General features: G+C 56.5%; 17 protein-coding genes. 6 read left to right on the top strand and 11 right to left on the bottom strand.

Going from position 1 to position 15,450, the window contains the following annotated elements:
• Positions 1-32: 32 nt before the first annotated feature.
• Both ACUN9X_RS03615 and ACUN9X_RS03610 read right to left on the bottom strand, forming a co-directional pair.
• Entirely contained in the window at positions 33-1,049 is a 1,017-nt protein-coding gene (locus ACUN9X_RS03615) for a putative solute-binding protein (protein WP_445472206.1), read from the bottom strand.
• A 234-nt stretch (positions 1,050-1,283) separates the two neighbouring features.
• Positions 1,284-2,351, bottom strand: a complete 1,068-nt coding sequence (locus ACUN9X_RS03610; RefSeq protein WP_445472205.1) for a hypothetical protein — start codon at positions 2,349-2,351, stop codon at positions 1,284-1,286.
• A gap of 295 nt (positions 2,352-2,646) precedes the next feature.
• Here ACUN9X_RS03610 and ACUN9X_RS03605 point away from each other — a divergent pair, with 295 nt between their 5' ends.
• Entirely contained in the window at positions 2,647-2,922 is a 276-nt protein-coding gene (locus tag ACUN9X_RS03605) for an HU family DNA-binding protein (protein WP_260038589.1), read from the top strand.
• Between the two features lie 72 nt (positions 2,923-2,994).
• On the opposite strand, the gene ACUN9X_RS03600 is transcribed toward ACUN9X_RS03605, so the two are convergent.
• From ACUN9X_RS03600 to gshB, 9 genes are all read right to left on the bottom strand, one after another.
• Complete coding sequence (locus tag ACUN9X_RS03600; RefSeq protein ID WP_445472204.1) at positions 2,995-4,020, bottom strand: putative solute-binding protein; 1,026 nt, start codon at positions 4,018-4,020, stop codon at positions 2,995-2,997.
• Positions 4,021-4,186: 166 nt separating this feature from the next.
• Complete coding sequence (locus ACUN9X_RS03595) at positions 4,187-4,474, bottom strand: hypothetical protein (RefSeq protein WP_445472203.1); 288 nt, start codon at positions 4,472-4,474, stop codon at positions 4,187-4,189.
• A 106-nt stretch (positions 4,475-4,580) separates the two neighbouring features.
• Entirely contained in the window at positions 4,581-5,879 is a 1,299-nt protein-coding gene (locus ACUN9X_RS03590; protein WP_445472202.1) for a dihydroorotase, read from the bottom strand.
• Positions 5,876-6,886 (bottom strand): aspartate carbamoyltransferase catalytic subunit, encoded by a 1,011-nt coding sequence (locus ACUN9X_RS03585; protein WP_445472201.1) that lies wholly within the window; start codon positions 6,884-6,886, stop codon positions 5,876-5,878. Before ACUN9X_RS03585 ends, ACUN9X_RS03590 begins: the two co-directional genes overlap by 4 nt.
• A 5-nt stretch (positions 6,887-6,891) precedes the next feature.
• The gene (pyrR, locus tag ACUN9X_RS03580) at positions 6,892-7,416 is read right to left on the bottom strand and encodes a bifunctional pyr operon transcriptional regulator/uracil phosphoribosyltransferase PyrR (protein WP_260038595.1); all 525 of its coding nucleotides are present in this window, start codon (positions 7,414-7,416) and stop codon (positions 6,892-6,894) included.
• A gap of 115 nt (positions 7,417-7,531) precedes the next feature.
• Positions 7,532-7,954: a Holliday junction resolvase RuvX gene (gene ruvX, locus ACUN9X_RS03575; protein ID WP_260038596.1), complete on the bottom strand. Its 423-nt coding sequence runs from the start codon at positions 7,952-7,954 to the stop codon at positions 7,532-7,534.
• A complete protein-coding gene (locus ACUN9X_RS03570) occupies positions 7,947-8,507 on the bottom strand; it encodes a YqgE/AlgH family protein (RefSeq protein WP_260038597.1) in 561 nt (186 codons plus the stop codon). The genes ruvX and ACUN9X_RS03570 overlap by 8 nt, the downstream gene beginning before the upstream one ends.
• Before the next feature lie 66 nt (positions 8,508-8,573).
• Positions 8,574-9,440: a TonB family protein gene (locus tag ACUN9X_RS03565; RefSeq protein ID WP_445472200.1), complete on the bottom strand. Its 867-nt coding sequence runs from the start codon at positions 9,438-9,440 to the stop codon at positions 8,574-8,576.
• A 153-nt stretch (positions 9,441-9,593) separates the two neighbouring features.
• Positions 9,594-10,541: a glutathione synthase gene (gene gshB, locus ACUN9X_RS03560; RefSeq protein WP_260038600.1), complete on the bottom strand. Its 948-nt coding sequence runs from the start codon at positions 10,539-10,541 to the stop codon at positions 9,594-9,596.
• Between the two features lie 475 nt (positions 10,542-11,016).
• On the opposite strand from gshB, the gene pilG reads away from it, so the two are divergent.
• The 5 genes from pilG (at position 11,017) to ACUN9X_RS03535 (ending at position 15,450) form a co-directional block, all read left to right on the top strand.
• Entirely contained in the window at positions 11,017-11,409 is a 393-nt protein-coding gene (pilG, locus tag ACUN9X_RS03555; protein ID WP_111498521.1) for a twitching motility response regulator PilG, read from the top strand.
• A 34-nt stretch (positions 11,410-11,443) separates the two neighbouring features.
• The gene (gene pilH, locus ACUN9X_RS03550) at positions 11,444-11,806 is read left to right on the top strand and encodes a twitching motility response regulator PilH (RefSeq protein ID WP_260038602.1); all 363 of its coding nucleotides are present in this window, start codon (positions 11,444-11,446) and stop codon (positions 11,804-11,806) included.
• An 18-nt stretch (positions 11,807-11,824) separates the two neighbouring features.
• Positions 11,825-12,370 carry a chemotaxis protein CheW gene (locus ACUN9X_RS03545; protein ID WP_260038603.1) on the top strand — a complete coding sequence of 182 codons (546 nt, stop codon included), beginning with the start codon at positions 11,825-11,827 and terminating at the stop codon, positions 12,368-12,370.
• 80 nt (positions 12,371-12,450) lie between these two features.
• The gene (locus ACUN9X_RS03540; RefSeq protein ID WP_260038605.1) at positions 12,451-14,523 is read left to right on the top strand and encodes a methyl-accepting chemotaxis protein; all 2,073 of its coding nucleotides are present in this window, start codon (positions 12,451-12,453) and stop codon (positions 14,521-14,523) included.
• A 33-nt stretch (positions 14,524-14,556) separates the two neighbouring features.
• Positions 14,557-15,450, top strand: coding sequence for a CheR family methyltransferase (locus ACUN9X_RS03535; protein ID WP_260038779.1), 894 nt, complete (start codon positions 14,557-14,559; stop codon positions 15,448-15,450).

Below are 15,450 nucleotides of genomic sequence, written 5' to 3'. Positions count from 1 at the left end.
TGTTTTTTTACGAACGTTCCGTTCAGACCCACTTACTCAGCGGCAAGTGCACATTCCGCCCGGGTTGGTTCATCTTTGCAGCGGATCGCTCTCATCAGCTTGAGCGCCCGCGCGTCGTAGGTGCCTGCATCTTTCAGGCTCAGCCGCACATCCCGCAACATGCGGTCATACTCTTTAACCTGCACATCCGTCGGATGCATCCAGACTGCGGCAGGAATCTCGGCTTCTGCAGTGCGAATCAACTCGTAGGCGTCATCCACCCGTGAAAACGCATGAGCCCGGGACTTGTCGCCGTAGCCATCAGGGAACCGATCGGAACGGTTGATGATCTGGAAAGTCATCTGCCCCAGCTTGTAGCTGTAAATACCGCCATGGGGCTCCACGCCCTTGTAGAGTTCCAGTGGCGTGTAGGCAACCGCCGGCGCATAGGCCATATCGACACTGCCGTTATTGAACTTGCCAGCAAAGTTGGCCGAGTTGGCGCCCACGACAGAGGCTCCGACATGGCGCACCATAGTGACCGCCGCATTGTCGTAGTCGAGCGTGGCGATCTTTTTACCCTGGAGTTTGTCGACGGCATCGTTTTTACGATCGCGGATAAACAGGTAAATCGACCCGGCTGGCAGGATGCCGACAATTTCATAATTGTCGCGACGCAACAGGCTTGCGGCGTTCGGCTGAGCCAGTGTCCGGAGCAACATTCGCATCTGTGATTCGCTGGTCAGCGCGCCCAGGGCTTCGATGCTGCCGGTGAATTCATTGAACTCCCGGGCACGGGTCCCGGTCAGCAAAACCGAATCACACTGTCCGGCTTTAAAATCCTCGGCGGCAATTTTTTCATCGGTATAGGCACGGAGATCCAGGTCCACTCCCCACCCCATAGCGGTGGGTCGAATCGATTTCATGACGTTGAACAGCGGCCCATTCGCCCCCACCGGGTCGAATACACAGAAGGATCGCTTTAAAACATCGTCAGCGGCTGAGGCGCTGGCGGATGCCAGCAGCGCAAGCAAGCCAAAACCGCAAAAAATCCGTTTGCAGAGGTGCATGTTGAGTGTCTCCGTTGCTTTCCGTTTTTATCGTTTTTATCACTACCGCCTGCGTCATTAGCGCAGCCTTATTGTTATCGGGTATCCGTGTAGTAAAGGCGATGCGCCTGGACGGGTATTCGCGCCGCAAAAAAGCCGCTCTGACGGATTACTCCGCCAATAACGGCCTGTATTCCCAATCGCAGCATCTGATCGCTTCGCTGCAAACCATCATCCAGGCGATGCCTGCTGTGATCACAGCAGGGAATCGAGATCGATCACTTCTGCTTCCGGCGCTTCATCATCCCAGAACGTGCCTAAACCACCGACAGGCGTTCTGTGCCCGGTATTCTCCATCCACAGTCGATCGGAAATCGCGAGAATATTATGGGTCGCCAACTGGTCAACCATTGCCCAGTCTTTGTCTGAAGGGACCGAATCAATGGATTCCGCATGAGCACGAATGACGGCCTTTAATTGCTCGGTATCCCCTTTGTTCTGAGCCGCGATGGCATGGAAAACGTGGCTCAGACGAACGCCTGCTGCCTCACCAAGGGCATCCGAAGCCCGAAGCCGCTCAAACGCATCCTCACCATTTGGCTGAGCGCCCGGGATCATGGCCCAGACGGTTGCCCGCAGCGCCATAGGTGCGCCCCACCATTTGCTGTTATCAAGGCAACTGGTGGCCCGTGCAACGACCGAGCCTATGTTCTTGGGAACACCGATAGGGGCTGTCGACTGAATTTCGGCATTCAAGGCCTGAAGCCCGGACAGCAGACCGCCGAGGTAGATAAATTCGTCCAGATCTTCGTCGAAGTCAGGGCATTCACCACTTTCAGGGTCGCCGTAGTACTCGATTTCATGTTTCCAGCCAGAAAAATACCGTTGGGCGGCCAACGCGTAATAGCGCTTCTGACGAATAATGGCGTCTTCTGCAGCCTCCGGCGCCCGGGCACGAAGCGCCGCGATACCTTCCAGCTCGGCTTCACGCGCCCGGTCTTCGGCACATCCGCCAGCTTGCAGACTCATCATGACCGCCAACTGGTCCGGCGGCGTGGTCACCCGACCAAACGACAGTAACAGCGGCTGCACGGCCTCACTCATGGCGCAAGCCATAGCGAGATCATTCGATTGGAGCAGATAAGGCACAGTATGATCCTTGGAGAACCCCTGCATAACATCGCCGGTGGTTTTGTAGATCATGCTGCAGCCACTGAGTGACATGCCGGCGAGTGCCGCCATCAACAACGCTCTGAGTCCTGACATAGGCACACCCGACAAGCGGGAGAAAACGGCCCGGGTTGAGTCGATCCTGGTATTCATACTACCCATCATCCTTTGGTTCTTGTTTTGTTGTGATTTGAACCGTCGCAAAGCCCCACCTGTAACCCTTTGTTACAGAGCAAGCATTATCCTTAACTCGACGACGATTTTGTGAGACCAGTGCCTCAAAGCAGCCATCGCCTACGACTTTAGCCTTAGCAACCCCGTACTTACGATTGACACCAGTGCATGAAACGCTATACCTGTAGGCTATGGCCGGATAACATGCCGACCGTTACCGGCGAACATGGCCCATACGGGGCTGATCGCCTGTTTTTTAATCAAGGAGACATTCATGCGCAAACCCGAACTTGCCAGTGCAATCGCAGAAGAAACCGGTCTGACCAAAGAGAAAGCAAACGAAGTGATCACCGCCTTTACTGACCAGGTTGCTGCTGCAGCCGCCAAAGGTGACGATGTTTCTCTGATCGGCTTCGGCACCTTCAGCATCCGCAAGCGCGATGCCCGTACCGGCCGCAACCCGCAAACCGGTGCAACCATGCAGATTGCAGCCAGCAAAACTGTCGGGTTCAAAGCAGGCAAGGCTCTGAAAGACGCCGTCGCCAAGTAACCTGTCCGCTATCAGCGACCGGCTCAGAAGCGGGTCGCTGATGCACCCCGCTTCACATCTCCCCTTTCCGGTTCAGCTTGACGCGCACTCCGCACGCGCACCATCTACCCGACAGCGAATCGCTTTCATCAGACGGATCGACCGCTCGTCATAGACGCCTTCTTCGAGCAGTGACAGCCGCACGTCCCGCAGCATCTGATTGTAATCCGCAACGTCATCACTCGGCGGATGCATCCATACTTCGGCTGGAATCTCGGCTTCGGCCTGCTCAATAATCTGATAAGCCTCTTCGATGCGCTTTACAGACTCATCCCTCACCATCTGCCCCGCATCTTCGGGGAAGCGGTCACGGTGCAAAATAACCTGGAAATTCATGTAGGCAACGGCGTACTTGAAGACACCACCATTGGGCTGTACACCCTTGTAGAGTTCAAGCGGGGTATAGGCCACTGCCGGTGCATAGGCCAGATCCACGCTGCCGTTGTTGAATTTACCGGCGAAGTTTGCGGAGTTGGCTCCCACTACGGAAGCGCCGACATGGCGCACCATCGTCAGTGACGCGGTATCGTAATCCAGTGTGGCTATTTTTTTGCCTTGCAGCTCAGCAACCGTGTCGATGTTGCGATCTCGGGTGAACAGATAGACCGCACCACCCGGGAAGATACCCGCCACTTCATAACGGTCGTTAACCAGGAACGGCTTTGCCTTGGGCTGGCTCAGGGTATTGAACAGCAGGCGCATTTCCTTTTCGCCCGGAATCGCCCCCATAGCCTCGAGACTGCCGGTAAACTTGTTAAACTCCCGTGCCCGCGTGCCCGTTAACAACACCGCATCGCACTGACCTGCCTTGAAGTCTTCTGCCGCCACTTTCTCATCGGTATAGGCCCGCATATTCAGCTCGACCCCTTCGCGCAGGGCGACCGGCTTGAATGACTTGGATATGGCGAACAAGGGACCGTTGGCCCCGACCGGATCAAAGACACAAAAGCTGCGTTTGATAACGTCCTGCTCGGCCGCCTGTATTCCTGCTGACAGCGATGCTGCCAGACACAGGGCAACACGGCCAAGAATCCGGCGGACCGGTGACTGGGTGAACATGGTGCGGCACTCCTACTTGTTATTCTGATGCTATGAAGCGGCCAGAGTAGGAGCGCAGACAGACAAATTGCGTTGGCAGGAGCGCCCGCACTGGACGGGCATTAATGTCAGAGAAAGAGAGAAAACGCGCCAAATCAACACAGGCCCTCTTCAGGCGTGCGCGGCGCTATTCCTTGTCAGCAGTTTTCGGTTTGGTGGCCGGAGCAGCTTTTGTCCGGGATTTTGAACCAGTTCCACTTTTGGCTGCAGTGCTTCGCGCACGCAACGCCGGTTTGGCTTTGGCAGTGGCCTGTTGTTCAGCCAGCTGACGGGCCAGTCCTTCGATCTGCTTTTCAAGTGCCATCATCTGATGCTGCAGGGCGGTTTGCTTGTCCAGCGCATCGGTTGCGTTGCGGGAGATTGTCCACAGCATCCAGATGATGGCCAGCAAAGCGAGAAAAGAAAGAAACCCCATGAGTTGTTCTCCTGATTCAGATACGCGGCCCGGCGACCTGCTTTAAATTCAGGCTACCGATCACCTCTTGTCTTCCTCAGTTTAGCAGGCTCTGGATTCTCTGCTTTCAGGAAGCCTTGGCGGGGAATACCTGCCGCCCCTCGCACCAGGTACCGACGACACCGCCCTTCAACGGCTGATTCAGCACCGGCGCATGCTTGCCGATGGATAGCAGGGCGGCCTCGGACGGCTGCCATTCAGCCCTCGGATCAATCAGGCAAAAATCAGCGGCAGCGCCGACTTCAATCGCCGGCTCACTCAGGCCAAGTACACTTGCGGGCCCGACAGTCAGTGCTCTCAGCAACTGGGACAGACTCATTTCATCCCGCTCGACCAGCATCAGGCCCAGCGACAGTACGCTTTCGATGGTGGACAGACCCGGTTCGGAATCCCCCAGCGGCGCACGCTTCGCCGCAGGGTCATGAGGCTGGTGCTGGCTCACAATCGCACTGATCACACCGGTACGCACACCCTCAATCAGTCCCAGTCGATCCGCTTCTGAACGCAGCGGGGGCTGAACATGGAAGCGACTGTCAAAGCCTGCCAGCGCCGCTTCGGTAAACAGCAGATGGTGAATCGCAACATCCGCAGTCACTGACACCCCGCGCTGCTGCGCTTCTGCAATCATGGTGACACTGCGGGCCGATGACAGCTGGCTGAGGTGCAGGCGCACACCGGTTTCCTCCGCCAGCAGGATCATCTCCATAACAGCCGCCGTTTCCGCCACTTCGGGAATGCCCATCAGACCAAGCTGCGTGGTGATCAGGCCATCATGGGCAAAACCATCAGCGGCCAACGACCGGTTTTGCGGCTGCAGCATCAGGGCAACATTGAAAGTGCGGGCGTATGCCATGCAGCGGCGCAGCACGCGGGCATTCACCAGCGGCGCTGAGCCATTGCTTAACGCCACGCAGCCGGCAGTAGTCAATCCCACCATGTCGCTCAGGTGCTCACCAGCCAACCCTTTGGTCGCGGCGCCCAGCGGCAGCACCCGAATCGCAGAATCACGCTCGGCTACGTCGAGAATCAAGTGAGTAATCGCGGTGGAGTCATTCACCGGTGACGAGTCCGGTGCGGCGCAAACCGTTGTATAACCGCCCTTGGCGGCGGCACGGGTTTCAGTGGCAATCGAGCCTTTCTGGCCGTTGCCTGGTTCGCGGAGGTTGCAGTAAAGATCAATAAACCCCGGCGACAGAACTGCGCCTTCTGCATCGACGATCTGGTCCGGTGTCGCCTGATCCGCTGCAGCTCCGATGCCACTGATCCTGCCATTCTCCACCAGCACAGAGGCCTGTGTTTCCTTGCCGCTGACAGGATCCAGCAGGCGCGCATTCTCAATCCGTATCATCGGATTCTCAGCACTCATACCCGGGCCTCCGCCTCTGTCGCTGCACGCTGTGCAAGTTGTCCGCTCATGGCCATCGACATAACAGCCATCCGGATCGCTATGCCGTTGGTGACCTGGTTAAGAATGACCGATTGGGGCCCGTCGGCCACCGCCGATTCAATTTCCACGCCCCGGTTTATCGGCCCCGGATGCATCACGATCGCATCCGGTTTAGCGTAGGCTAGCTTGTCAGTGTTGAGGCCGTAAACCTTGTAAAACTCGCGCTCGCTGGGCAGTAACGCCCCTTCCATACGCTCTCGCTGCAGGCGCAGCATGATAATCACATCAATATCTTTCAGTCCGGCCTTGAGGTCGTACTCGACTCTGCACCCCAGACTCTCAACATCCCGGGGCAACAGCGTACTGGGGCCGATCACCCGCACTTCTTCTGCACCGAGTGTATTGAGCGCGCGGATTTGTGAGCGAGCCACCCGTGAATGCAGGATATCCCCCACAATCGCGACCTTGAGCCCGTCAAAACGCTGCTTGTGCTGTCGAATCGTCAGCATGTCCAGCATCGCCTGGGTGGGGTGCGCATGGCGGCCGTCGCCGGCATTGATAATCGCCACGCCCGGCGTCACGGATTCAGCAATAAAATGAGGGGCGCCGCTGCGGGAATGACGCACCACAAACATGTCGCTGGCCATCGCCTCAAGATTCAGCAGGGTATCGGACAGTGATTCGCCTTTGGATGTTGCCGAGGTGCTGATGTCCAGGTTCAACACGTCGGCCGACAAGCGCTTGGCAGCCAGCTCAAACGTACTGCGCGTGCGGGTACTGGATTCGAAAAACAGGTTCACGACGGTACGACCACGCAAAAGTGGCACTTTCTTGATACGCCGCTCGCCTACTTCAATAAACGAGTCTGCAGTATCGAGAATCTGCGTCAGCAGGGATTGATCCAGCCCATCGAGCGTCAGGAAATGACGAAGCTGGCCATCGGGTGTCAGCTGCAGTGCGCGGGCCGATTCTTCAGTGGTCATCATACGATTCAGGCTCCTTCTGAGGTGACATCGGCCTTGCGAACTTCAACACTCAATGGATCCGGCCCCTGCAGCTTGACCCGCTCGCTGGCCTTGAGCGCAAGCGACTGGCCCACCACATCAGGCTGAATCGGGAGTTCCCGGGCCCCAAGATCAATCAGGGTGGCGAGGATAACGCTGGCCGGACGGCCGTAATCGAATATCTCGTTCATCGCGGCACGAATCGTACGCCCGCTCATGATGACGTCGTCGATCAGGACAATGTGGCGGTCTTCGGTTTCAAAAGGCAGATGGGATGGGCGGACTTTCGGGTTCAGACCGATGCGGGAGAAGTCATCCCGGTAGAACGAAATGTCCAGCTCACCGAACGGCTCATCGAGCCCCAGTCGCTTATGCAGGATATCAGCGAGCCAGACACCACCGGTGCGAATCCCGATCAGGGCAGGCCGATCAACTTCACGCTCTTGCAACACCCGACGCAGATTGCGCTCAAGGTCATCCAGCAACACGTCAACATTCAATAAAGCAGTCATTGAAACCCCTCGTCCGAACAGCGGGCGTAGTCTAGCATGCAGGTAGGAAACAGGGCAGAGCCACGACCGTCAGAGGGCGTTGCAAAACGTCACGAGCACAGTCGTCTGGCTTCCGTCAGGAGGAGAACCAGCTTTCCAGGATCAGCACGGCCGCAAGATCATCCACGCCGTGCTTGCCGAAGTCGCGAGAACCGCCGCCCGACAAGACCTCCCCTTTCGCCTCATAGCTACTCAGGCGCTCATCCATCATTTCATAGGGGTGGTGGTAACGACCGTGAAGACGCTTGCCGAACTTGCGCGCCCGCAGGCACATTTCGCTCTCGCTGCCGTCCATGTTAAGCGGTAAACCCACCACGAACAGATGGGGCTGCCATTCTTCGATCAACGCCGTGATGTCATTCCAGTCGGGCACACCATCACGCGCCAGGATCATCCCTACCGGCTGCGCCTTGCCCAGCATTTCCTGGCCCACGGCGACACCAATACGCCGGGTACCGAAATCAAACGCCATCACCCGGCGCTGGCCAGCCTCAGGCATGACCCACCGTGCTCGTCAGCTGGTTCAGGTTAATACCCATCAGTTTAAGGGCTTCGGCGTAGCGTTGTTCACTGGCCACCCGAAACAGCAGATCGTGATTGGCGTTGCACACCAGCCAACTGCTGCCGGACAACTCCTCTTCCAACTGCCCTTCAGACCAGCCGGAATACCCCAGCGCCATCAGAAATTCGGAAGGACCATCACCACACCCGATAGCCTCGAGAATATCCCGCGAGGTAGTCATTGAGAGTTGGTCGGTGACCGAAAGCGAGCTCTGCCAATCCCCAAAGGGCCGGTGCAAAACGAAACCTCGCTCCGGCTGGACCGGACCACCGGAGTACACCGGCTCGGTCACTTCATCTCCATCAAGATCAAGCTGCTCGAGCACCTCGCCAACACTGATATCCAGCGGCCGATTGATGACCAGGCCCATTGCGCCTTCCGACGTGTGTTCGCACAAGTAGATGACGGCGCCGTGAAAACCCGGATCCTGAAGGTAGGGTGAGGCCACCAGCAGGCGGTTACGTAATGAAGCATCGAGGTTATGTGTCATAGACTTAGTATTCGTGTCCAGGGCAGCCTTGGCAAGGACTGCCACCGGTTAAAAAGGAAGGCCGGGTCAGCCGGAACTCAGGCCGCGCCGTTCGAATGACCAGGTGCGAATAATTTCGAGCTGATCAACATCTTCACGCATCTCCGGTGGGAACGGCGCAAAGGGAGCAGACAGTCTGACAATGCGAATCGCGGCATCATCCAGCACCTTGCTGCCGGAGGAATTGAGTATCTCCACATCCTTGACGCTGCCATCCCGCTCAATCACCACCACCATTCGCAACGAGCCGTACAGGCCCGAACGCCGTGCTTCCGGTGGATAGTTGATATTGCCAACCCGGGTGACCTTGCTGACCCAGTTCTGAACATACCAGGCATTATCAGATTTGAGAGTCGATGCCGCCGTCACCCGCAGGATACGGGGCTTCTTGGCGTAGGCCCGCTTTTGCTGATCAAGCCGTGCCTCCAGACTGGCAATCTCCAGACTGCGGTCCATCAGGCTCTTTTTCTGCTTTGGGGCTTCTTCTTTGGGTTCTATTTCGTCTTCAGGCTCGCTAACCGGCCGCGACTTTGCCGTCGTGGTTACCACCGATTTCTCTGGTTTGGGGGCGTCTTCTGCGGCCTCCTGCTGAACCACCGGTTCGGGTTGCACTTCCTGAATCTGGGCGGACTGGACCGGCGCCTGCTGAGTTGTGGTCAGTTCCTGCTTTTCTTCCTCGGTGCCACTGCCCTTCTGACTGGTGGCGGCCAGGAAGTCTGCGTCGTCCGGTGCATCATCGTCATCAAACTGGGAGAGCGTAATTTCGAGGGTTTCTGCTGCAGGCACGGGTTCTTCCGGCGCAAAGCTCACCATCAGCACGATAAACGCATGTAAGGCTAACGCTATAAATAACGTGAAGGAAAAACGATCGAAATCACTGACCTGAACAGCCATGCTCGCCACTTGAATTAATCACAACAAAAATGCGCCTTGAGGCACATTCACGGACGTTGAAGGGAAAAACCCTGAAAAAAAGGAAGCCACAGTTTGGGGGCTTCCTCATCAGTTGTCCATCCTGAGGCCGTTTTCTTTAAACCGACATTCTACTCAACGCAGACGGCTTTCAATGGCGTCCAGCAACTGGGCCGAGATATCCAGACCGAAGGCGCTGTCCAGCTCCCGCACGCAGGTCGGGCTGGTGACGTTAATCTCGGTAAGGTAATCACCAATCACGTCAATACCGACAAAAATCAATCCCTTCGCCTTGATCGCCGGTGCGATGCGCGCGCAGATCTCGCGATCCCGGTCAGTCAGCTCGCGCCCCTCACCGCGACCACCGGCCGCCAGATTGCCTCGGTTCTCACCCTGGGATGGGATACGGGCCAATGCATAAGGCACTGGTTCACCATCAATCAGCAGAATACGTTTGTCGCCTTCCTTGATGGCAGGCAAAAATTTCTGCGCCATGATCTGATGATTGCCGTCATTGGTCAGCGTCTCGATGATGACGCCGAGGTTGGCGTCCCCCTCTTTCACCCGGAAGATGGATTTGCCACCCATGCCATCCACCGGTTTCAGAATGACATCGCCGTGGCGCGCATAAAATTCGCGAAGGCGCGCAGCCGAGCGGGTCACGACCAACGGTGGCGTGCAATCACTGAAACGGGTCGCAAACAGCTTCTCGTTACAATCGCGCAGAGCAGCCGGCGGGTTGACGATCAACGCCCCCTGATCGGCGGCCGCATCCAGAATATAGGTCGCCATCATGAACTCGCGATCGACCGGCGGATCCTTGCGCATCAAAATCACATCCAGATCACCCAGCGCCATTTCCTGAGGCTCGCCACGATCAAACCAGTCTTCAGGATCCATCCTGACGGTTAGCGCGCAAACGCTGGCCATGGCGGTACTGCCATCCAGATAAAGATCCGGCTGCTCCATGTAAAACAGCTCCCAGCCGCGCTGCTGCGCCGCCCAGAGCATCGCCAGAGAAGTGTCTTTCTTGAAATGGATATCCTCAATCGGATCCATAACGATGCCGAGTCTGACTGTCATAACGTTTCCTTGCCTCGATTCGATCCCCGCCTAACCTGTTATTTCAAAACGGGAACCGCTCTACAAAGCGGTGCTCCGAATTAGTGCTATGCTGGGGGTTAAGGAACCTGTGGACGGGTTCCTTTCGGTTTTACAGATGGTATTTCACCCGGGCGCGCTTTGCATCCGTAAAGAGGCCTACAAGGGCACCTGAAATCTGCTAAACCTACACAGGGGTACATTTGGTCACAAACTTATGCTTTTTCTCTGACCCCCTATAATCTATAAATAGTCAGGCTTTATAGAACGCCCTTTGAATGTATGTTAAAAAGGCCCGTCAAATTACCCGCTGGTCTCATGATTCGGCTGCACGGACCATCAAAGTATCGGGCGAACATTAAAGCCGGTCTCCGAGCCGTCGTCTTGCTCAGTAGCACAGGCGGGTATTTTCGGAGCTAAACAATAACGATCCTGTAGAGCGCAAGGCTGTTGGACAATGGATGACAACTTCGAAAACCTGAAGATTATGGTGATTGACGATAGCAAGACGATTCGTCGCACCGCCGAAACCCTTCTTAAAAAGGTAGGCTGTGAAGTCATCACCGCAACCGATGGATTCGACGCTCTGGCCAAAATCGCGGATTCCCAGCCTGACATCGTATTTGTCGATATCATGATGCCGCGCCTGGACGGGTATCAAACCTGCGCCCTGATCAAGAACAACTCCGCTTTCAAGAAAACGCCCGTCATCATGCTTTCAAGCAAAGACGGACTTTTCGATAAGGCCAAGGGTCGTATAGTTGGCTCCGATCAGTACCTTACGAAGCCGTTCAGCAAAGACGAGCTTCTAAACACTATTCGTCAGTATGTTCCAACACCGGAACAGTAAACCCGACCGATGCATTGATTTTACCGAGGAACTCATGGCCCGCATCCTGATTGTCGATGACTCTCCGACCGAGGTTAAGAAAATCTCCAGTATTCTGGAAAAGCACCAGCACGAGGTTCTTTCTGCTGACAACGGCGCTGATGGCGTAGCCAAAGCCCGTGCAGAAAACCCTGATCTGGTCCTGATGGACGTCGTTATGCCGGGGCTCAATGGTTTCCAGGCAACACGTCAGCTCACGCGCTCACCTGATACTGCGTCCATTCCTGTTGTGATTGTGACCACCAAAGATCAGGAAACCGACCGTGTCTGGGGCACCCGCCAAGGTGCAAAAGGTTACCTGGTGAAGCCTGTCAACGAAGACGAACTGATCAAAACGATCAATAGTCTGATTGCCTGATCCCCTTTTGGAGTAAGCATGTCCGCACAGGCTGCCCCTTTTGCTGTACTGACGGATATCGCCCAGCGAAGCAAATCCCTTGCGTCTGGTCTGCCGGCTCAACAGGAAGCTGTTGAGCTATGGAACGGTATCGGCTTCACACTGGCCGGCCAGCGCTATGTTGCACCCATGGGCGAAGTTGTCGAAATTCTACACGTCCCCCGCTACACCCATGTACCGGGGGTTCGTTCGTTTATGCTTGGTGCTGCAAACGTCCGTGGCCGGTTATTGCCACTGATTGATCTGGCACAATTTTTTGATCTGGGTCGCAGTTCCCGCAGCCAGCGGGATCGTCGTGTGCTGGTTATTGAAAAGGACGACATTTTCAGTGGACTGGTCGTCGACAGCGTCTCAGGTATGCAGTATTTCGCGGTGGAAAATTTTGTGGGCGATCCCGCAGAAACACCCGAGATTGTCGAGCCTTTCGTAACCGGAGGCTACCGACGTAATGATGAAATCTGGAAAGTGTTCTCTACCTTTGCGTTGCTGGAAGACGAGCGTTTTCAAGATGTTGCCCAGTGGTGATCAGGACGGCAGGGCCTGCTCACTGATGATCGAAAGACTCGACGGAATAACTTGCCAACGAAAAGGCCGGGAGCCAGAAAATGAAAAATAGAGCCGGAAGATTCAATGCGGGACAGGGCGCCAACAAACTGGTCGCCACGCTGATCTCAGCATTGATCGTACTAACCGTCCTGCTCGTTGCGGTGCTGTTTATTGTTAACCGCGACAGCCAGCATGACCAGGAATACATCGCTCACGCGAGTGAACTGCGGGTACTCTCCCAGGAGATTGCCAAGAACGCTTCTGAGGCTGCCGGCGGCACCCCCGAGGCATTCGACGAACTGCAGCGTTCGCGTGACGAATTTGCCGTCCTTTGGGGTTACATTGTCGACGGTAACGACGAAACCGGCTTGCCTGCGAGCGACCTTGCCGCAGACAGTGGCGTAGAAGCCAACTGGAACACAGTTCGGGATCGTGCGGACACCATCATCTCTACCCGTGACGCGGTACTTGGCCTTCACGAAGTTGCCCTTACCCTGAACGAGAACATCCCCCAGCTGCAGGTCGAGTACGATGACATCGTACAGATCCTGCTGGATAACGGCGCACCGGCGGAACAGGTGGCACTGGCCCAGCGGCAGTCACTGCTTGCAGAGCGGATCGTGCGGTCAGTCAACAACGTGCTGTCTGGCGACGAAGACGCGGTTATCGCAGCTGACCGTTTCGGTCGTGACGCCGCCCTGTTCGGACGCGTACTGGCCGGCCAGAAAGACGGCAACGTCGCCATGGGCATCACCAAGGTTCAGGACGAAGACGCGATCTACGGCCTTGAAGCGGTTTCCGAACTGTTCAAGTTCGTCTCCCAGAACGTTGACGCGATTCTTGAGGCCTCTCCCGACCTGTTTACTGTCCGTCGCGCATCCAATGAAATCTTCCAGAGCTCACAAGCCCTGCTGAATGAAACCTCAGCACTGGCTGAGCAGTTCCGGGTTCAGTCAGAATCTCGCCTGATCAGCCCGACACTGGCTTATATCCTGCTAGCCGCACTGGCCGCCGTGGTCGTGATGATCGGCCTGACGATCTACCGCGCATCTCAGGAACGTCTTGAACAGACCCAGGAACAGAACGAGCAAAACCAGAACGCGATCCTGCGACTGCTCGACGAACTCGCTGACCTTGCGGATGGTGACCTGACAACCGAGGCCACGGTAACCGAGGACTTCACCGGCGCCATCGCTGACTCCATCAACTACGCGATCGACCAGATGCGCGGACTGGTACAAGCCATCCGTGGTACAGCGGTCCGGGTATCCTCTGCGGCCCAGGAAACACAGGCCACAGCGATGCACCTTGCGGATGCGTCCGAGCACCAGGCGCAGGAAATTGCCGGCGCCTCTGCGGCGGTTAACGAAATGGCGGTGTCCATCGACCAGGTATCGTCGAACGCTGCTGAATCTTCTGCGGTTGCGGAGCGGTCGGTTGCGATCGCGAAGAAAGGTGCCGAAGTCGTACAGAACACCATTCGCGGCATGGACAACATCCGGGAGCAGATCCAGGAAACGTCCAAGCGGATCAAGCGTCTGGGTGAATCTTCCCAGGAAATCGGCGACATCGTATCCCTGATCAACGACATTGCCGACCAGACCAACATTCTGTCTCTTAACGCTGCAATCCAGGCGAGCATGGCGGGCGACGCCGGCCGGGGCTTCGCCGTTGTTGCGGACGAAGTACAGCGTCTTGCGGAACGTTCTTCTGCGGCAACCAAGCAGATCGAGGCACTGGTTAAGACGATCCAGTCTGACACCAACGAAGCCGTTATTTCGATGGAACACACCACTGCCGAGGTAGTGCGTGGTGCCCGCCTGGCACAGGATGCGGGTGTTGCACTGGAAGAAATCGAAAACGTTTCGATGAACCTCGCGGAACTGATCCAGAACATCTCCAACGCGGCACGCCAGCAGGCGTCCTCCGCGGCACACATCTCCAACACGATGAACGTTATCCAGGAGATCACCTCACAGACCTCATCCGGTACCAATGCGACCGCCAAGTCGATCGGTAACTTGGCAGAGATGGCCGCCGAGCTTCGTTCTTCGGTTGCCGGTTTCACATTGCCAGAAGAGGAGCTGCCTGAGGACGAAGAGGAAGACAGCGACGTTCCCGTGGTGAGCTGATGACAGCGCCGGATGTGCGGCTGACTCATGATAATGGCTGAAACGCGCAACGATAAATCTGCCGGTATCTGGACACTGCGCCCTCTTCCCGCAATGGATGAGGGCCAGTTCAAACAGTGGCAAGCGCTGCTGGAAAGCCGAACTGGCATGACCCTGACGTCTGACAGACTCTCCTTTCTTCAGACCAATCTGGGTATCCGTATGCGCGAAATCGGCTGCGAAACATATCAGTCGTACTACGAGAAAGTCGTTTCCGGACCGAGTGCGGTCATCGAGTGGGCAACGCTGGTCGACCGACTCACCGTTCAGGAAACCCGCTTCTTCCGTGATACTGACGCGTTCCGGCTGGTGTCTGATTACATCATGACCCGGCCGCTGGAACACCTGAAACGGCATCCTCTGGAAGCCTGGAGTGTGGGCTGTTCAACCGGCGAAGAACCCTACACCCTGGCGATGTTGCTGGACCAGGGCATGAAGCATCTGGGGCTGAACCCCCTTTTCGGTGTCACCGGATCCGATATCAGCAAACCGGCCATCGAGAAAGCTCAGAAAGGCATTTTTGGTGCAGGCAAGCTGGTCACGACCGACCCTGCCGTCAGAGATCTTTATTTTCTGCCGGAAGAACGTAACCAGTGGGCCATCAGCCCGGCAATCAAGCAGCGGGTATGTTTCACGCGGCTCAATGTGCTGGACCTGAATCAGGCACCGATGCATGGCATGGACATTATATTCTGCCAGAACCTGCTGATTTACTTCCGCCGATGGCGACGTCGGGAGATCGTTAAAAGACTGACCGAAAGGCTCGCGCCGGGAGGTTTGTTGGTGCTAGGCCAGGGCGAGCTAACAGACTGGCAGCACCCGTCTCTGCAACGCGTGCCATCGGATAATGTTCTGGCGTGGATTCGCCGCCAGACCGACGAAGAATAA

It is taken from the genome of Marinobacter sp. V032, assembly GCF_052645435.1.
Note: the sequence above shows the minus strand (reverse complement) of the source record. Positions and strands in the feature narration are given on the sequence as shown.